The organism is Shewanella sp. SW32 (assembly GCF_025653365.1).
Taxonomy (GTDB): domain Bacteria; phylum Pseudomonadota; class Gammaproteobacteria; order Enterobacterales; family Shewanellaceae; genus Shewanella; species Shewanella oncorhynchi.
Window position 1 is genome coordinate 98202 of record NZ_JAKKSJ010000015.1, and the last position, 18031, is coordinate 116232.

Below are 18031 nucleotides of genomic sequence, written 5' to 3' on the forward strand. Positions count from 1 at the left end.
GCTCAAATCCTAAAACTTGATTTGAATATCTGTTGCTAAACTATTAGCGATAAAGCAATTTGCATGTGCTTTCTCGTGAATTTTCTCAAGGGTTTCTTGGCTGACTTCGACCCCTTCAGCGAAAATGACCTTAGGATTGAGCACCATCTTTGTCACGGCCAACTTGCCCGCCTCGTTTTTACCCAGCTCTGCAGTGGCATTATCCACATAAGAGGTTACAGGTAAGCGCTTAAGATGCGCAATCGCTAGAAAGGTCAACATATGGCATGAGGATAATGCAGCCAACAGGCTTTCCTCTGGATTGACATTTTGCCCATTGCCTTTGTATTCCGGTGCCGACGAGGCTTGAATCGTCTGGCCGCTGCCAAAGGTAATACTGTGGTCTCGACAAAATTCGCCTTCTTCGGCGGGCGAGGTTTGCCAGTTAACCGTTAAGTTAAAGCCCATTATTTTCTCCTATCTGAAGGACATCAGGGCACTATAGCCTAGCGGTGCTCACTTAGCCATGATCGCCATGCCAGTGTTAGCTGGACATTAGATCCCAGCACTCAGTAATAGAGTGCCAGTGAGCACGCTGCCAGTGACGATTCCTATCGGTAAATGGCGCGGGCTGTAGCTTAACGTTAGGATGACCAGCATTGCCGCGAGGGAAATTATTCCCATAAACAAAATGCTCCCGTAGGCCCAGCCTTGATCGCTCGCGCAGGCACTTAAGCTAAATGCCAGTAGTAACCAAGCAAACAAGGTTAGCAAACGACTTTGCCATTGTGCTGGTGGACGATTGAACACATCCTTGAAGTGACCAAATTTAGCTAAGGCAAACAGGGCGAGGGAAAGATAACTCAAACCTAAGATCCCAAGTAGGGGAATAAATTCTGGCATCATGATTTGGCTTCCTCCAATGAAGATGACGAACTAAGGTCGCTGGCAAGGGATGTTTGGGATTCGCTTCTACGTGCATTTTTTGCTTTTGCTGGGCGTTTAGCGGGGGCCTTAGCAATCAAAGTCACTCTTTTACTGGCAAATAGCATAGCGCCACCAAGTAGCACTGCGAGCACGTCAAATCCGACTAAAGCCCATTGATGGGATTGGATATTGTCGATGATATTGCTTGGTGATGTGAAGGCATTGAGCACAGGCAGCGCACAGCACAAAATCCCTGTGAGTCGTAATGCGGTTTGCCACTGGCGACGTGAACGACCCAAGAAAGCCCAAACTCCCATTGCCGCTAACGCGATAAAGAAACTGTGAACTTCCCATTCAGAGCGGCTTGCAAAACTTGTCGATAAGAGACGATTGGCGTAAAAGAAGGCTACAGTGCCTAAGGGTAATCCTAAGATAAACATGAAGTTTAACCCTTCAACTAAACGTAATCCAAAGCTTGGTTTCTCGCCTTTATCGATCAATTTTTGCTGTTTTTGACGTAGACGAATGGCCCACATCAAAGTGCCTGTCGCGATCATAGCGCAGCCTAATAAACCGCAGAAAAAGAATAAAAATCTTAGCAGCGGTGCGGCAAAACGTGCCGTGTGCAGCGACATCATAGTATCGTAAGTCGCGGAGGCTCCAGAGGCTTCGTGCGGGCTGGCATATTTAAGCTCACCATTTACCCCGTTGAATATCAAAATATTGGCTTCATCGGTCACATCTTTACCTGTGTTTTGGTAAAAGGTCACTTGGCTATTTTGATCTTTAGGGTATGACACTATCACTTGCTTAATTGGCGCATCGCCCCATGCGGCTTTCACTTGAGGTAGTAATTGGCTCAGTTGCACCTGTGGCGCACTAATCCCCGCGGCTTTCTCGGTTTGTCTGGCGGGATTAAGTTCTTTTAAAAAAGCTTGGTTATCACCCGAATAGGCGGTATTAACCGTCCATGGGATATAGATAAGCATTAGGGTAATAAGCCCTGTATAAGTGATCATCAAATGGTAGGGCAGGGCGATGACAGAGCTCACATTGTGCGCGTCTAGCCAAGAGCGAGCGCCTTTATCCCGTCTAAAACTGAACAAATCTTTGAAGATCCGTTTGTGGATCACTATGCCACTGATAAGGGCGATCAGCATAAACATAGTGCAAACGCCGACGATATAACGCGCTGTAATAGCGGACATATAGTGCAAGTCAAAGTGCAGACGATAGAAGAAATCACCGCCGCGACTCTCACGCACTTCAGAGATCATGCCGCTGCCATCTGCTAAGGCTACATGTTCTTCAGTCTTGCCACGACGCTGACCTTTTTCTGGTGGCAGTTGCCAGCTAACGCTTTGAAAGGGGGTCCGTTCAGTTGGAAAACCTATCATCCAGCGCTGCGCTGTTGCCGGCGAATGCGCTTCTATGTAACTTTGCCCTTTATCTAATTGGTTTTCGAGGGTATCGGCTCGGTAGTCTTGATAAACCCCTTTGTGTAATTCGGGTTCATTCCAAAGGCTGATCTCATGGCGAAAATAGCTCAAGCTACCCGCAAAAAAGATCAACAATAATACCCAACATACCAGCAAGCCTGCCCAGGTATGTAGCCAAGATAAAGTTCTAAAAAATGTTTCTTTCATCTTATTGCCCACATACCTTGATCAATCCAAAACATAACAAACTCACTAAGCCTAAATCTCGCCACGCATGCCAAGTTTTACGCACACAAAAGGCATAAATAATAGCGATGGCATAAAACAGGAAAGCTAACATATTGGCCGTTATCGTGCTTTCAAAGCGCGGCATAGGTAGCACTAATGTCAGCAGGCAAGCCAAGGTTGCTGCCGCAACATAACCCGCCAGTAGAGCGGCACTCGCACGGGCAAAGACTTTGAAGGCAAACTGCGATTGCTCTTGCTTAAACCATTGCACAATTCCCCGCGAAATCAGCGAGAACGAGCGCATTTGGGTTGTAGAAGATTGCGTTGAGGTTTCAAACGCGGGTGTATTAGACATAAGTGCCACTTCTCATTTCGAGCCAATATGGGTCTGTTTTGGCTATCCGCTACTGTTGATTCTGCAAAGTGTGCTTGAGCTTTTTGGCTTAACGACGAATGCATTTCTATAGCAGTAGATAGCTAACCGCGAGAAGTATAACTTAGTTAATTCAAATGATAAACGATATCATTTAGATTCGAATGTGAATTTGTGATCTTAAGCTAATCTGCTTTAGCGAGTGTAGGGTGACGAGTTTAACGTATGTAGCGTAACGAGCGCCCTGTCACAATTGTTTGTTTTTATTTGTTGATATGTGTTTAGTGGTTACTGCTTGTTTAGCATTAGGTTAATTTTTATGCTGCCAATGTGAGCTTTATCAATTTTGATAGACGACGGTTTTGGCAGAATGCGTTATCTTTTTTACCGAGACCTAGCCTGATAACCCTATGCATAAAAATTCTACAAATGGTGAAACACACCTGTCAGATAATGCGATTTTACTATCAACGACGGATCTGAAGGGAAATATTAAATATGTGAATCAGACCTTTTCGCAGATCAGTGGGTTTAGTGTTGCTGAGTTGCAAGGGAATCCACATAACATAGTGCGCCATCAAGATATGCCTGCGGCTGCATTTAAGATCCTCTGGGAGCGAATTAAGCAGGGCAAGCCTTGGATGGGGATAGTTAAAAATCGCACCAAAACGGGCGGCTATTATTGGGTGAATGCCTACGTCGCGCCTGTGTATGAAGATGGTAAAGTTCATGAGTATCAATCTGTTCGTCGCCAAGCTACCCCTGAGCAGATTAAAGCCGCTGAGAGTATTTACAGTGATATTAATCAAGGCAAGCAACCTAAAGTATTGCGTAAAGATAGGTTAGGTTTCAGTGGCAAAATACTGCTGGCCATGTTGGTTTCGATTACGGCTACGGCGATGATTGCCAGTTATTCCCCCATAGTTGCCGCGATGGTAGGGATGAGTCTCGCGTGCCTAGCATGGTATTACCTGATGCAGCCGCTGCAAAAGCTTGTGTCTATGGCAACCAACATTATTGACGATCCCGTCGCTACGGGCGTGTACACCGGCCGCCAAGATGAGATCGGTAAATTAGACCTCGCCCTACGTTTTTTGATCACTGAAATTGGTGGCGTTGTTGGCCGTATGGCTGATTCTGCCAGTGAGATCCAAGCACAAAGTGTCAGCCTTAAACAAACCATTACAAACACTTGGGAGCATGCCGATAGTCAGAGTGAACAAACCACGCAAGCTGCGACTGCGATGGAGCAGATGAGTGCCAGTTTTGCTGAAGTAACGGGAAACATTCATCGCACTGCCTCGGAAATGGTGTCGAGCCATGAGGCGGCTCAACGCGGGCATTCTCGTTTAGAAACGGTTATTGATGCGATACATCAGTTAAGTGTACAAGTGAGCCACTTTTCCGATGTTGTACAAGCTATTGAACAAGATAGCAGTGCGATTCACCAAGTGCTCGAAGTCATACGTGCCATTGCCGACCAAACTAACTTATTAGCCTTAAATGCGGCAATTGAAGCGGCACGGGCAGGGGAGAGTGGTCGTGGTTTTGCCGTGGTGGCCGATGAGGTCAGGCAGTTATCGAGTCGTACTAGCCAATCCACCTCGCAAATTGAGTTAATTGTTAGCCGTTTTAGGGAAAGCACTCAAAGGGCGACCTCGACCATGATGGCGGGGCAGGAACAGGTAAAACGTTCGGTAAGCTTAGCGCAAGATGCGAGTGTGGCTTTTGGCGAGTTGCTTTCATCTATTTCGCGAATTAATTCTTTGAGTGATGATAATGCGGCGGCGATGACGCAGCAGACTTCGGTGGCCGCAGAAATTAGCCGAGCCATCCATGTGATCAGCGACTTGGCTCAGCAGAGTTTAGAGCAGACGCTCGATGCGGCAGCGCGGGGTGATCAAGTGTCGCGTTTATCGACCAAGACGCATCATTTGTCCCAACAGTTTTGGCAGCAGAGTGTGCAACGTAAATATTAAGCGTATTTACCTTATGTCGTATTGCATTTTGTGATTGATTTATTATTAATGCCTGTTTATAAATCAATCACTTAATCATGTTTTTCTCGCTGTTTTATTTTTGACTTCTTGATGGAGGTCACATTTAGGAGATGCTAATACCTGAGTTGACCGAAATATTTGCCAATAACCCTTGTGTTTTATCCTGCATGCCCCAAGCTCTATTAGTGAAGCAAAAATAAAAGTAATGACACTAAAAGGGACAACCTATGAAAATAAATATTTCTGGTCACCACGTCGATGTTACTGATTCTATTAGAGAAGATGTTAACGAAAAATTTGCAAAAATCGCCACCCATTTCCCCTCTCTGATCGCACTGGACATTATTATTGCGAAAGAGCATGGCGAGTATCAGGTTGAGCTTCGTACGAATTATGAAGGAAGCCGTATTTCTGCTTCAGGTACCGATGAGGTTATGTACCCAGCAATCAAAGCCGCATCGAAAAAATTAGATGCAGCACTTAAGCACCGTAAAGGTCAGTTAAAAGCGGATTTGCATGAAACCCCGAGCTGTACAACGCCAGCTATTGCCCATGAAATTATCCAAGAGATGGATCTTCGTTAGGTTTTAGCCATAACTCATCGCTTTAGATGAGCACAAAAAGGGCCTTAAATGGCCCTTTTTGTTGGCAATCGGGTTTGGTTTAATGCTAATGGGTTAAATCAATGCCAGTTGTAATCCCTTGAGCACAGCTTGGGTACGGTCTCGGCAATCGAGTTTAGTGAGTATGTTAGAGACATGATTCTTCACTGTGCCCTCGGCTAAAAATACCGCATTGGCGATTTCCTTGTTGGAGAAGCCGCCCGCCATAAAACTGAGAATTTCCCGCTCCCGTTCCGACAATAATTCATTTCTAGTTACCCCAACGCTAGGTGCAGGTTTAGGCTCACTCATCTGTTTGAGTACCGAAGGCTCTATCAAGTAGCCGCCTTTGGCGACGGTTTCGATGGCGTGCAGTAACTTGTCGAGTGACACGTCCTTGAGCAAAAACCCATTGGCGCCCGCCTGCAAACTATTGAGGAATAACTCACTGTCGTCGAAGGTGGTTAACATGATGACAGGTAAGCGATTGGCACTTTGCCGTATCTGTTTGAGCATGGCGATACCATCAAGATTTGGCATGCGGATATCACTGAGCAGCACATCGACGGGATTGCTGGCAAGCTTTTTGAGTGCATCTTGACCGTCTTCGGCTTGCCATAACACGCGAATGTTGTCGGAAATAGCGAGCAGGCTGGCGATACCTTGGCGAACCAATTGCTGATCTTCCACTAAACCGACACTGATAATGTTGTTTTGCGTATCCATAGTGATCCCAAAGCGTTTTTAATAAAAAGTTAAGCGAGTGCAGGGAGTGTGAGGGTGAGTTGGCAGCCGGATGCCGAGTCATTTGCCCTTAACTCCAAGGTGCCATTAAAGGGTTGTAGCCTTTCCTGCATGCCGCCGAGCCCAGTACCGAACTGCCCTGTACCGAACTGTCCTGTACCGTTTAGCCCTGTGCCGCTTTTAACTGATGTGTTTCGCGCGGCTCCCCGTGTTAGCCCCACGCCGTTGTCGCTTAGTTGCAATACCAGTGCGCTTTGGGAGTCTTGCATGCTCAATTGCAGTTGATTCGCCTTGCCGTGACGAACGGCGTTGCTGATGCCTTCCTGCAGCACTAACAGTAGCGCCTGAGTCAGTTCGGCTGATTGCAGTGGCTTCATCCCTTTGCAGTTAAGAGTCACGCTGGGTAAGCGGGTCATCAGTGCCTCTAAAGGTGGGACTAAATCCAATCCCACTTGCACTCTTTGAGCCCTGACGACGGCGCGAATACTTTCAAGTAGCTCTTTAGCTAAGGATTTACTTTGGTTAACTTGAGGTTTGAGCTCCTCGGGCGCTTTATGGCTCAGTACTTCTAATTGCAGAGAGAGTGCTGTGAGCTGGTGGCCAAGAATGTCGTGTAAATCGCGGGAGATCCTTAATCTTTCTTGCTGTTCGCTGGCTTGGCTCAGCAGGGCGCGAGTGGCAATAAGCTGTTGGTTTAGCTGTTCTTGTATCAAACGTGATTTACGTTCAGAAAGCCTTGCTTGGCTACTGCTGTAGGCAAAGAATTGAAAACCAAGATAAATCAAAATATTGAACACATTGCTTTGTTCATGCAATTGCCATTGCTGCAGTAGGTAATAAACAACATTGACCAACACTAGCTGTGAAATGGCTTGGCGACGACTAAAAAACTCAGGCAACAGTGACGCCCAAATGACGAAGAGGATCGGCAGCAATGCATGGTTTGCCGTGAGTAATAAGCCCAGTACGATCAAGGGCATTGCTAGCGTGGTTATGCGGCGAAGTTGAATATTATTATGCGTAACTTTATCGGTAGCTATCAGTATAAATTGCACTACAAACAGCCCATACAGTACGGCATTTAGCATGCCTTGCCATGTATGCAATGCGGCTTGATTTATCCCAACCCAAGCGACTAATGCCCAAGTGAGCACTCCTGCAGCAATCAACATGTTTTCCTCTTTCGCTAATCGATTTTCTAGCACGAATGACGATTCCTTAATCCAATTCTGCCGACCATTCTAAGGTATCAACGCCAGATGTCACTATACCAAAAGTCATCTTGTTAAATTTTTGTTTCATGACTTTTGGCACCTGTTTTTCGTCCTGCGATTTTTTAAGCTAACTCCATCGCAGTTACTTATCAGCGCAAATAACAGGAGTAAGACATGAAACACGTGAACTCGGCTATGACAACTCAGATTCGCCAAGCAAATATGACCAAAAGGACGTTATCAGCGATTTGGGGCGCAGGCTTAGCTTGCTCGCTCTTGTCGGCTGGAAGTATATCGGCAGGCACCATGTCCGCAGAGAGCCAGGCACATTCCCTGACTGTCGATATCGATAATATTCAAGTACAAACTGGCGCCTTGATGGTGGAGCTTTATGCCAATGCCGAGGATTACGCCGCAGGCCACAATCCTAGCGCATCTATGATAAAGCCCGTCACTAAAACAGATCACAGGCTGGTATTTAGCGATCTCGCCGATGGCCAATACGCGGTAAAGGTCTTTCATGATGAAAACAACAATCACAGTTTAGATACCAATATGTTAGGTGTGCCGAGTGAAGGCTATGGTTTTAGCAATAACGCCGGCAGTTTTGGACCAGCGAGCTTTAAAGACGCCAGTTTTAGTCTGCAGGCCGATGCGCAAATCACCATACATATTCGCTAAGGGGGGCTGCACCATGGATAGACGTCAATTTCTAGCAGGCTCAGCCGCCCTAATGACGAGTGCAGTTTGGGCCAGTTCAGTGGATAAATTGCTGGCGCTGGATAACGCACAAACGGTCGCAGGTGAGCCATGGGCCATAGGTTTTAATGGGGCGCAAGGCGACTATCCGCCACTCACTATGCAGGTTTCGGGCGAGTGGCCAGCGCAGTTGAGTGGCAATCTATATCGTAATGGGCCAGCGAAAATGTCTCGGGCAGGTAAGGCATATCAGCATTGGTTCGATGGCGATGGCATGGTGCAACAGTTTAGTGTGAGCAATGGGCAAATTCAGCATCAGGCCAAGTTCATCCAAACAAAGAAGTTTAAAGTGGAAGAGGCCGCTGGCGCGTTTAAGTACACGACCGCAGGCACAGTGATCCCCAATGCTTTACCTATTCGAAATAACGATGACTTGAATGTGGCCAATACCAGTTTATTGCCGCGCCACGGCGAGTTGCTTGCCTTGTGGGAAGCGGGTTCACCCTATCGACTCGATGCCCAGACCTTAACCACGCTCGGCGTTAAAAGCTTTGGTGACAAATTTAAGGGCTTGCCCTTTTCTGCTCACCCACTCGATGACGGACAAGGTGGACTGTGGAATTTTGGCGTCTGGTATGTCGGTGGTGAGAAGCAATTACTTGTGTATCAAGTGGCAGCCGATGACAGCATTGCCAGAATGGAAGTGATTGAATTACCTCAAGCTAGCTATTTACATGCCTTCGCGCAGAGTGAGAATAAGCTAGTGTTTTACATTTCATCTTGCGTGTATGAAGAGGGCGAAACCTATATTGATGCCTTTAAATGGCGCCCCGAATTGCCATCGCAATTACTGGTTATCGACAAAGCCGACTTTAAAACGCGGCAGTTACACCCGGTGCCTGCGGGATTTGTGTTTCACTTTGGTCAAGCCATTGAGAAGAATGACGAGCTTTCGGTGCAGCTTTGCCTCTATCCCAATTCAGCGATTTTAACCCAAGGGATGAAGGGGTTACTGGCGGGGGAGCGTAAAACTAAGACACCTCATGCAGAGTTAGTGACTATCACAGTACCGCTCACAGTACCGCTCACAGTACCGCTCACAGTAGCACTTACAGCAACTAGCAAAGCGCAGTTTGCGGAGACCTTGTCTTTCTCTGCACGTATTAAGCGCAGCGGCGTGATGATGGAGTTTCCCCAGTTTTCGCAGCACATTATGGGTAAAAAACAAACTAGCAGTGAAAAAGCGTTTGCAGAGAAAACAGGCGGGGCTTCGGAGTTTGTTCCGTTATTTGGCGTTGGAGCAAGATCAGATTCAGCTGTTAACTCTGGCTCCAGCTCCAACTTTAAATATGAAGCAGAATCTGACTCTGAATCAGGGCTAAGTAACACTCTATATTGTATTCATAATGCAAAAGACAGCAGCAAGCACAGTGCGGATACACTTGGCGACGCGAGCTATAGCGCGTTTTATCTTGGCAAAGGCAAAATTGCCGAAGAGCCGCTCTATATCCCCGCCACTGAGCAGCACGAAGCTTATTTACTGATGACTTGGCTCGATTACCATAATGCACAGTCTGGTTTGTCTTTGTTTCGTGCCAGTGATATCAGTGCGGGCCCCATCGCTTCGGCTCAAATGAACAGGGTATTGCCACTAGGGTTTCATGGCTGCTTTATTGAAGCTTAATATTATGATCTATAAATAAAAAACGCAGCTCTTGGCTGCGTTTTTGTTTCAGGCGAAAGAAACGTCTAGTCATCAATTTCCGCATTGTGATAGACGTTTTGTACGTCGTCACAATCTTCAAGTGCGGCAATAAACTTTTCAAACATAACGACATCTTCACCTTCAACTTTAGTCATGTCCTGCGGTACGAAGGTGATATTGTCAAATTCAAAGTTAACATCTGGCATTGCTTCGGTCAGCGCAGTTTTGACTTTAAAGTATTCAGTGTGTGGCGCGTATACTGTGATTAAGCCATCTTCAAGCTCAACATCGCTTACATCAACGTCAGCCATCATCAGCAGTTCTAAAATCGCATCTTCGTCATCACCCGCAAACACGAACACGGCTTGATGATCAAACATGTGGCCAACTGTACCAGGGCCGCCGAGTTTGGCATCGTTTTTCACGAAGGCTTGACGCACTTCGGTGAAGGTACGTTTTACGTTATCGGTTAAGCAGTCAACAATGACCATGCAGTTGCCAGGACCAAAACCTTCGTAACGGGCGGTATCGTAATCTTCACCACCGCCGCCTTTGGCTTTTTCAATTGCGCGTTCAATAACATGCGCGGGCACTTGGTCTTTCTTAGCGCGTTCAATTAAGCGACGCAGTGATAAGTTTCCATCGGGCTCAACGCCGCCTTGCTTAGCGACAACGTAAATCTCTTTACCGTAGCGTGAATAAATGCGGGTTTTTTGACCGGCTGTTTTCGCCATGGATTCTTTCTTGTTTTGATATGCTCTGCCCATCTTGATCTCGTTAGCTCAAAAAAATTGCGCCGATATTAGCAGTTTTCTTGGCATAAGTGCAGTCGTCCCTATGTGATTTATTACCTAGAAGGCGACGGGGCACGCATTTCAGGGCAAAGTTGGTTTTATCAAGGAAGATCCGCTTTTAGATAGGCAAGGACTATATCGCGATAGATTAATACTAATGTCTAATGCCATACGCTCGTGAGACTGTTGATGATAGCTAACTTCTACTTTGTTTATTTAGCGAGATAAATTATCTAGCTTATTCAGAGAAATAGACTAAAACTATAAATCTTGAGCGCTATCATAGTTAGTCCTCCCTCGTCAGTTGTAAGCAATAGCCGCTGTAATTGATAGCAGCTGAACGAAGGCTAATGATTCGACTCTTAGCATTTCCCTTTCATTTTTACCTTGCGCAGTTACGGGAAGTATATGGAAATACAGCACAAAATTTTAATTTTCATCAGTTTTACGCTGGTCACTCTGGGGAGTTTATTACTTGAGGGACTGCATCTTCCGAGTATTGTGCAGGCGGTGATCTTGGGCGTTCTTGCCTGTGGCTTAGTGGTATGGGTGTGTTTGCGCGCATCTAAGGCTAAGCTCGACACCGATGAGGCAAACATTAAGGTATTACAAGAGCAAAGCATCCCCGCCCACGACATTAGTGTGCAAACCAGCAAAATGGCTATTGGTTCGGCTGAGGTGTCGCATTTTATTGATTTACTGAATAAATCAATTGAATCAAATGGCGAGCATGCCAGCGCCATTGCGGTTGCCGCGGGGCAATTGAGTCACACTACGGCCCAACTTGGCGATAATGCGGCAGATATTTTAGGCCAAGCTCAAGAGGCTGAGCGCGTTAGCGTGCAGGGACGAAGTCAAGCTCAGAAAGGTGTTGCAGCCATTCATTCACTGAGTACGGATATTGATACTGCCGCTGAGCAAGTGCAGGCGCTTAAATCAAGAGCCGAAGAAATCCAAAAAATTACCGAAGTGATTAACTCCGTTGCCGAGCAAACTAATCTGTTGGCGTTAAATGCGGCTATCGAAGCGGCCCGTGCGGGAGAGCAGGGTCGAGGTTTTGCGGTAGTGGCAGACGAAGTACGCAGCCTTGCGGGGAAAACGGCGGGTGCAACCCAAGATATTGGCAAAATGCTATTAGAAATCCGCAGTGAAACGGATAAAACTTCTGGGCTGATGGAAAGGGTCGTAACGCAAACCGCCGATGTGGTTGCGGCTATGGGCGAGTTAGACGCGCACTTTACTGAGATTTCGGCTTCTGTGACTCAATCGGCCCATGCCTTAGGTGATATGGAAGATTCACTCAAACAATATAACAACACTACTAACGACATTAGCCGCTCGGTGACTCAAATTCGTGACTCGTTAAATTCGACGGGTAAACAGAGTCATAGCGTATCCGAGCAGGCCTTTACTTTATCCTTGACCACTGAGGGTATTTTTAAAGCGCTGTCTAAATGGGATACACAAACCTTCGATCAGCAGGTTCTGCAATTGGCGAATGTTGCCGCTAAAGCGTGCGGTGACAAGTTAGCACAAGGTTTAGCCAGTGGCAGTTTTAGCGAGGCTGATTTGTTTAATCCTAAATACCAACCTATTACCAATACTCAGCCGCAGAAATACAGCACGGCTTTCGATCGTTATACCGATCAGCATTTTCCAACAATTCAAGAGCCCATTCTGGCAAAACACAGCGAAATTATTTATGCGGGAGCCGTTGATAGGAAAGGTTATTTTCCGACCCATAATAAACGCTTTAGCCAAGCACTGACAGGCAAAGTTGAGGTTGATATGGTGCACAATCGAACCAAACGCTTGTTTAATGATCCGACAGGGATCCGTTGCGGCGCCCATACTGAACCTGTGCTATTGCAAACTTATAAACGCGATACGGGCGAAGTGATGCACGACTTGTCGGTGCCCATTTTTGTAAACGGTAAACATTGGGGCGGATTTCGAGTGGGATTTAAAGCTAAGTAGATTACTGATAACTCAAATTTAGGTTATTTACTCTAAAAAATGCATAAAAACGCATCTTTATTTGTGTCTTATATGTGATCGATAGTGGGTAATTGATTAACATAATAGAAATAGATTGGCATCTTTTTGCCGAAGTGCTTAAATAGCTCAAGGTGTACAGTATAAGACAGTATTGTATCCAATAAAAAATCATAAAATTTGAATAAGACCTTAAATAATTGATTTAAAATGTTTAAAATATCTTTCTGGATATTTTAAAATGTTGAGGACAGGGAGCTCTCTTGCGACGTAAATATAACGCAGTAGATGCTGCTTAATGTGAGTTAAATATGATGCAAGCAAATCAAGCGACTGTAACTGTTTTATATTATGATGCGCCCGTAGGGTTAATTATGCACAACGCCGTATTAGGTAATTTGCCAGTGAGTGAAGCTGGGCGTGTGATGATACCTGGAAGTTTCCGCAAGGGAAAATCTATCATTGCTGTACTTGAAGGTGAGTGTAAGATATTGAATTCATTAGGCGAGCGAGTGTTTGCTCAAGCTAATATAGGTTAACATTTTAAACTAATCGTCATTCTTGGGACGAATAATTCGCTTTGCTAAATTATCGTCCCGACATCTTCTGCAAAAACTTTATTCAATCCATCTATTTCTATTAATGTTAGCGCTTGTTCGCCTAATCATATTCGGTTAGTCATTTAGATATTTACTGTCCCACAAATTAACGCACTTTAATGGCAGACTTCTGCCAATAATTGATCTGCAAGGTACTGTAAGGTTTCGGTATTAGGATGGGTGTGGGCGAAGGTTCTTAAACCATAAATTCCCATCATTAAATATTGGGCTCTTTGCTCGCTGCTGCGATCGCCTTGGAGGAGTCCTTGTAACGTTGCGGTGGCAAATTGTAGCGTGAGTGTTTGCTGCCAAGATTGTAGATACTGATTGATGATGTCTCGGATCTCAACATCTTGCTCTGCAATTTCATTTAACGCTTTTGTCAGTAAGCAAGCTTGGGCGCTATCGCAACTCAGACATTCAATAACGAGATGATCTAAGTAGGTTTTCAAATTAGTCAGCACATTCTCGCCATTGCCGAATAGATTGTTGAATTGTTCGTTTCTGTCGAGTTGATATTGCTCAATGGCCGCGATTAATAACCCGCGTTTATTGGTGAAGGCACAGTAAATCGACCCCGGATGTAATCCCGTGGCTTGAGTAAGATCTTGCATGCTCGTTTTGGTGTAACCCTTGTGCATGAAGGCGGCCATAGCGCCGCGAAGTACCTGTTCTCGGTCGAACTCTGCATTACGCATCGAATTTCATTCACTTGTATAGAAACGCTTAGGCCAGATTCTACCTAAATTTGAACAAACATTCAAAAATGAACTTGAATGATCGTTCAAATAATAATATCTTGAATGCATATTCAAGAATGGAACTGAGAAAATGACCACACAAACCACGCCAAATTCATTGGTAAATCTGTTCGATACCTACTCACTTAATGACACTATTACCTTAAATAATCGTATTTTAATGGCACCTTTAACCCGTTGTATGGCGGATGCCGATTTAGTGCCGACCGATGATATGGTCGCCTATTATGCACGCCGCGCCGAAGCGGGTTTGATCATCACAGAGGCGACGATTATTCGTCCCGATGCTCAAGGTTATCCAAATACCCCTGGTATTTTTACTCAAGCGCAAATTGCTGGCTGGCGTAAAGTGACCGATGCTGTACATGCCAATGGCGGTAAGATTTTTGTGCAGTTATGGCATACGGGCCGTGTTGCTCATCCACACTTTTTCGGTGGTGGTGATGTGCTTGCTGCATCAGCACAGAAGATTGAAGGCAGCGTGCCAAGAATGCGCGAACTGACATATGTCACGCCAAAACCTGCCACACTTGAGGATATTCAAGGCCTAGTGCGTGATTACGCCAAAGCGGCGGAAAATGCCATTGAAGCTGGGTTCGATGGCGTCGAAATCCACGGTGCAAATGGTTATTTGATTGACACTTTCTTACACCATGACAGCAATCGCCGCACCGATGAATACGGTGGCACTCCAGCCAATATGTCCCGCTTTGCGCTTGAGGTTGTCGATGCTGTTGTGGCTCGTATCGGCAAAGACAGAACCGGTTTACGGATTTCTCCAGGGGCTTATTTCAATATGGCGGCAGATAGTCGTGACCGCGAAGTGTTCGATTACTTCTTGCCTGAGCTGGAATCCCGCGATATCGCTTTTGTGCATATTGGGATTTTCGATGACAGCATGGAATTCGATTATCTTGGTGGCAGAGCTTCAAGCTATGTGCGCGCACACTATGGCAAAACCTTAGTGGGAGTTGGAAGCTACAGCGCTGAAACTGCCAGTGAAGCGATTGCGGCGAATAAGTTTGATTTGATTGCTATTGGTCGCCCATTCATTGCCAATCCTGACTATGTTGCTCGCGTGCGTGATGGCGTTGAACTGGTTCCTTACAGCGACGAAATGCTAGCAAGCTTAGTGTAATTTCATTTAATAGCTGAATAAAGAAAGGGTTAGCATGTGCTAACCCTTTTCGTTTGTCTCGTGCCTTTTATTTAATCCGCTTTAACTAAGGATCTGAGTGCGGTGAGTTTTTGCTGAGCGATGCTGAAAATGCTCTCGGGAGAATATTGCCCTTGGCTAGGTGCGGCCGTTTGCGGCAAACTTCCTGCGGTTTTACCGAGCAGTAACTCCATTGCTTGAGTCACATGGGTAATAGCCCAAATATGGAATTCCCCCTGTGCCACTGCATCGACAATGTCTTTGCGCAGCATAAGGTTGGCCATGTTCGAGGCAGGAATAATCACCCCTTGCTCCGGTGTACGGCCTTTTATTTTACAAACATCGAAGAAGCCTTCAATTTTTTCATTCACGCCGCCAATGGGTTGAGCCTCGCCAAATTGGTTCATCGAACCTGTGATGGCAATATCTTGCCTTAGTGCTTGCTCGCTAATGGCCGAGATAATCGCGCAACATTCGGCCATTGAGGCGCTGTCACCGTCCACACCGCTGTATGATTGTTCGAAGGTGAGGTAAGTGGTGAGCGGGATTTGCGCCGTCTTACCTAAAACTGAGGCTAAATAAGCGGTTAAGATCAACACGCCCTTAGAATGGATCCGGCCTCCAAGTTTGACTCTGTGCTCGATATCCATCACTTCACCCTTACCAAACGCTGTGGTTGCTGTGATGCGATTGGGCATACCAAACTGATGATCTGAGGTCGAGATGACGGATAAGGCATTGATTTGCCCAACCACTTTGCCCTGAGTGCTAATCAAGGTCGTGCCGTTGGTAAAGCTTTGCATTATGTTGTCGTGCAGACGCGAGACTCTTTGCTCCTGATTTCGCAGTGCTTGCTCAACGTGCGGTACTAAAATTTGCTGACTGCCCGAAGATTTAGCGCAGTAGTTTGATTCCCGCAGTAGGTTGGCAATATTGGCCGAGTGTAGCGACAGTTTTTGTTGATCTTCGGCTTCCCGCGAGCTGTATTCAATGATGCGCGCTATGGCGGCGCGGTCGCAGTGCAGCATGTTGTTGTCGTGAACTATGCTCGAAATAAAGCGGGCATAGTGCGCCTCAGAAGTTGAGGTTCTGTCCATCACATCTTCAAAATCGGCGGTAACGCGGAATAACTCACTGAAGTCAGGATCATAGTGCTGTAACAGCTGATAAGTTTCATGATCGCCAAACAGAATAATTTTCACATCTAAGGGGATAGGCTCAGGCGCTAATGAAATAGTGCCCGACAGTGACACTTCCCGCTCGAGTGAACTTAAATCGAGTTTGCGTGAACGCAGGGCGCGTTTTAACCCGTCCCACACGTAAGGGCGTTCTAACACTTTTACCGCATCCATTAATAGCACGCCGCCGTTAGCTTTGTGCAGACTGCCAGAGCGGATAAGTGAGAAGTCGGTGAACACTGTCCCCCTGAAGGTGGCATTTTCCACATAGCCAAATAGGCTGTGATAACTTGGGCTTTCTTCTACGACAATAGGGAATTTTTGAGTCCCTTGAGCGACCAAAACGTTAACTTGGTAGCGGCGGGGCATTTTCTTTTCAAGGGAAGCGTAGGCTAGGCCCAGTTGTTCTTCACTTTCTTCTAAAAAGATATCTAAATTGTCTAAGATATCCGCCTGCATACCGGTTAAGAAAGTCCGCGCTTCTGGCTGGTGCTTGAACTTATCTTTGAGTGGCTTAATAAAATGGATTAATACTTCTTTGGCGACTTGTTCGTCATGCTCTTGCTGCTTGTCGCTGAATTCTTCTTCCCATTCAGTGATTTGGCGAATAATACCGCGCAGTTTAACTTCTAGGCCATTGATATTACTTTCAAATTGACTACGTTCAGTCTCTGTCAATGCTTCGAATGAAGCTTCGTCATGGGGTTCTTCACCATTGAGCGCTACCATTTGATAGTCGCCCTGCATGGTTAAACTGAGGCTGATGCCTTTTTGTTTCGCTTCTTCGGTTAATTCAGTGAGTGCGACTTCTTGTTTCTGTGATAATTGGCTTTTGAGCTTTTCGGTGCGGGCATAATACATTTCATTATCAAAGGCTAAAGGCATAGCTTTGACAAGTTTAAGCATCAACTTTTCGACGGCTTTTTTAAATTCAAGCCCAGTCCCTGCGCTCAGTTTCAGTACTTTAGGGCAACGGGTATCATCGAAATTAACCACATAGCACCAATCGTACAGGGTATGGTCGTTTGGCTCGTGACGGCTTAGGTAACGCAGCATCATGGTCCGTTTGCCGAGGCCGTTCTGACCTATGGCGTAGATGTTGTAACCCTTTTCTTTAATTCCCATTGCAAACTCTACCGCTTGCTGGGCGCGTTCTTGGCCGACAATATCATTGAGAGGTGTGAGTTCTGCTGTCGATTGGCAATCTGTGCTTAATTGGTCGAGTTCGCAAATGCGATATAATTGTTTACTGTTGAGCAGGGTAGCTTGGCTTGATACGACGTCAGTGGGCATAAATATCCTTGGTTTTTCAGCCTTATTATTTCCATTGTAGACAATAAGATAGCATTTTTGTCAATCAAAACCCTGTTATTGCTGATATATGTCTTTAGGGATAATGGAATGGACCCATCCACTTTTAATCGGCCTCGCAATGGGCCACGATGTAGTCGCTAAAACTCATCAGAAAGAGGACGGGTCCACCTATGAAGATTACTACAATCGGTTTAGATATCGCAAAGTCTGTTTTTCATGCTGTTGGTGTCGATAAAGCAGGCAAGTTAATCAAAAAGAAAATGCTTAGACGCAAAGACTTGCTGCCCTTTGTCGCGAAAATTGAGCCTTGCCTTATCGTTATGG

Annotated in this window: 16 protein-coding genes and 1 pseudogene; 8 read left to right on the plus strand and 9 right to left on the minus strand. The window is 45.9% G+C overall.

What is annotated here, in order from left to right:
* Nucleotides 1-9: 9 nt before the first annotated feature.
* The 4 genes from L5M28_RS11040 to L5M28_RS11055 all read right to left on the minus strand — a co-directional run bounded on the left by L5M28_RS11040 (nt 10) and on the right by L5M28_RS11055 (nt 2928).
* Nucleotides 10-447, minus strand: a complete 438-nt coding sequence (locus tag L5M28_RS11040; RefSeq protein WP_028760789.1) for an OsmC family protein — start codon at nt 445-447, stop codon at nt 10-12.
* An 87-nt stretch (nt 448-534) separates the two neighbouring features.
* Nucleotides 535-885, minus strand: coding sequence for a DUF3325 domain-containing protein (locus L5M28_RS11045; RefSeq protein WP_113940646.1), 351 nt, complete (start codon nt 883-885; stop codon nt 535-537).
* The gene (locus L5M28_RS11050) at nt 882-2552 is read right to left on the minus strand and encodes a PepSY-associated TM helix domain-containing protein (protein ID WP_263203328.1); all 1671 of its coding nucleotides are present in this window, start codon (nt 2550-2552) and stop codon (nt 882-884) included. Before L5M28_RS11050 ends, L5M28_RS11045 begins: the two co-directional genes overlap by 4 nt.
* Before the next feature lies 1 nt (nt 2553).
* Nucleotides 2554-2928, minus strand: a complete 375-nt coding sequence (locus L5M28_RS11055) for a DUF3649 domain-containing protein (RefSeq protein ID WP_131523016.1) — start codon at nt 2926-2928, stop codon at nt 2554-2556.
* 428 nt (nt 2929-3356) lie between these two features.
* On the opposite strand from L5M28_RS11055, the gene L5M28_RS11060 reads away from it, so the two are divergent.
* The gene (locus L5M28_RS11060; RefSeq protein WP_105249832.1) at nt 3357-4925 is read left to right on the plus strand and encodes a methyl-accepting chemotaxis protein; all 1569 of its coding nucleotides are present in this window, start codon (nt 3357-3359) and stop codon (nt 4923-4925) included.
* A 248-nt stretch (nt 4926-5173) separates the two neighbouring features.
* A complete protein-coding gene (gene hpf, locus L5M28_RS11065; protein WP_028760784.1) occupies nt 5174-5530 on the plus strand; it encodes a ribosome hibernation-promoting factor, HPF/YfiA family in 357 nt (118 codons plus the stop codon).
* A gap of 93 nt (nt 5531-5623) precedes the next feature.
* Here hpf and L5M28_RS11070 read toward each other — a convergent pair whose 3' ends face one another.
* Nucleotides 5624-6274 carry a response regulator transcription factor gene (locus L5M28_RS11070; RefSeq protein WP_168823385.1) on the minus strand — a complete coding sequence of 217 codons (651 nt, stop codon included), beginning with the start codon at nt 6272-6274 and terminating at the stop codon, nt 5624-5626.
* Nucleotides 6275-6303: 29 nt separating this feature from the next.
* A complete protein-coding gene (locus tag L5M28_RS11075) occupies nt 6304-7497 on the minus strand; it encodes a sensor histidine kinase (RefSeq protein WP_263203331.1) in 1194 nt (397 codons plus the stop codon).
* Between the two features lie 183 nt (nt 7498-7680).
* On the opposite strand from L5M28_RS11075, the gene L5M28_RS11080 reads away from it, so the two are divergent.
* Entirely contained in the window at nt 7681-8187 is a 507-nt protein-coding gene (locus L5M28_RS11080; protein WP_263203332.1) for a DUF2141 domain-containing protein, read from the plus strand.
* Between the two features lie 13 nt (nt 8188-8200).
* Nucleotides 8201-9889, plus strand: a complete 1689-nt coding sequence (locus tag L5M28_RS11085; RefSeq protein ID WP_263203334.1) for a carotenoid oxygenase family protein — start codon at nt 8201-8203, stop codon at nt 9887-9889.
* A gap of 65 nt (nt 9890-9954) precedes the next feature.
* Here L5M28_RS11085 and L5M28_RS11090 read toward each other — a convergent pair whose 3' ends face one another.
* Nucleotides 9955-10677 (minus strand): YebC/PmpR family DNA-binding transcriptional regulator, encoded by a 723-nt coding sequence (locus L5M28_RS11090; protein WP_105249827.1) that lies wholly within the window; start codon nt 10675-10677, stop codon nt 9955-9957.
* A 435-nt stretch (nt 10678-11112) separates the two neighbouring features.
* Between L5M28_RS11090 and L5M28_RS11095 the strand changes: the two genes are divergently transcribed.
* Both L5M28_RS11095 and L5M28_RS11100 read left to right on the plus strand, forming a co-directional pair.
* A complete protein-coding gene (locus L5M28_RS11095) occupies nt 11113-12681 on the plus strand; it encodes a methyl-accepting chemotaxis protein (protein WP_263203335.1) in 1569 nt (522 codons plus the stop codon).
* A 332-nt stretch (nt 12682-13013) separates the two neighbouring features.
* Entirely contained in the window at nt 13014-13238 is a 225-nt protein-coding gene (locus L5M28_RS11100) for a TIGR02922 family protein (protein ID WP_263196288.1), read from the plus strand.
* A gap of 176 nt (nt 13239-13414) precedes the next feature.
* Here L5M28_RS11100 and L5M28_RS11105 read toward each other — a convergent pair whose 3' ends face one another.
* Nucleotides 13415-13996, minus strand: coding sequence for a TetR/AcrR family transcriptional regulator (locus L5M28_RS11105; protein ID WP_263196280.1), 582 nt, complete (start codon nt 13994-13996; stop codon nt 13415-13417).
* 133 nt (nt 13997-14129) lie between these two features.
* Here L5M28_RS11105 and L5M28_RS11110 point away from each other — a divergent pair, with 133 nt between their 5' ends.
* On the plus strand, nt 14130-15197 hold the full coding sequence (locus L5M28_RS11110; RefSeq protein WP_212600007.1) for an alkene reductase: 1068 nt from the start codon (nt 14130-14132) through the stop codon (nt 15195-15197).
* A gap of 71 nt (nt 15198-15268) precedes the next feature.
* Here L5M28_RS11110 and L5M28_RS11115 read toward each other — a convergent pair whose 3' ends face one another.
* Nucleotides 15269-17686, minus strand: coding sequence for a Lon protease family protein (locus tag L5M28_RS11115; protein ID WP_263196279.1), 2418 nt, complete (start codon nt 17684-17686; stop codon nt 15269-15271).
* 191 nt (nt 17687-17877) lie between these two features.
* Between L5M28_RS11115 and L5M28_RS11120 the strand changes: the two are divergent.
* A pseudogene (locus L5M28_RS11120) lies at nt 17878-18031 on the plus strand (IS110 family transposase); the annotation flags it as partial.

Coding starts and splice junctions, on each gene's coding strand:
- L5M28_RS11080 (WP_263203332.1), top strand. CDS start 7,681: ATGAAACACGTGAACTCGGCTATGACAACTCAGATTCGCCAAGCAAAT.
- L5M28_RS11045 (WP_113940646.1), bottom strand. CDS start 885: ATGATGCCAGAATTTATTCCCCTACTTGGGATCTTAGGTTTGAGTTAT.
- L5M28_RS11085 (WP_263203334.1), top strand. CDS start 8,201: ATGGATAGACGTCAATTTCTAGCAGGCTCAGCCGCCCTAATGACGAGT.
- L5M28_RS11060 (WP_105249832.1), top strand. CDS start 3,357: ATGCATAAAAATTCTACAAATGGTGAAACACACCTGTCAGATAATGCG.
- L5M28_RS11095 (WP_263203335.1), top strand. CDS start 11,113: ATGGAAATACAGCACAAAATTTTAATTTTCATCAGTTTTACGCTGGTC.
- L5M28_RS11105 (WP_263196280.1), bottom strand. CDS start 13,996: ATGCGTAATGCAGAGTTCGACCGAGAACAGGTACTTCGCGGCGCTATG.
- L5M28_RS11040 (WP_028760789.1), bottom strand. CDS start 447: ATGGGCTTTAACTTAACGGTTAACTGGCAAACCTCGCCCGCCGAAGAA.
- L5M28_RS11050 (WP_263203328.1), bottom strand. CDS start 2,552: ATGAAAGAAACATTTTTTAGAACTTTATCTTGGCTACATACCTGGGCA.
- L5M28_RS11100 (WP_263196288.1), top strand. CDS start 13,014: ATGCAAGCAAATCAAGCGACTGTAACTGTTTTATATTATGATGCGCCC.
- hpf (WP_028760784.1), top strand. CDS start 5,174: ATGAAAATAAATATTTCTGGTCACCACGTCGATGTTACTGATTCTATT.
- L5M28_RS11115 (WP_263196279.1), bottom strand. CDS start 17,686: ATGCCCACTGACGTCGTATCAAGCCAAGCTACCCTGCTCAACAGTAAA.
- L5M28_RS11055 (WP_131523016.1), bottom strand. CDS start 2,928: ATGTCTAATACACCCGCGTTTGAAACCTCAACGCAATCTTCTACAACC.
- L5M28_RS11070 (WP_168823385.1), bottom strand. CDS start 6,274: ATGGATACGCAAAACAACATTATCAGTGTCGGTTTAGTGGAAGATCAG.
- L5M28_RS11110 (WP_212600007.1), top strand. CDS start 14,130: ATGACCACACAAACCACGCCAAATTCATTGGTAAATCTGTTCGATACC.
- L5M28_RS11090 (WP_105249827.1), bottom strand. CDS start 10,677: ATGGGCAGAGCATATCAAAACAAGAAAGAATCCATGGCGAAAACAGCC.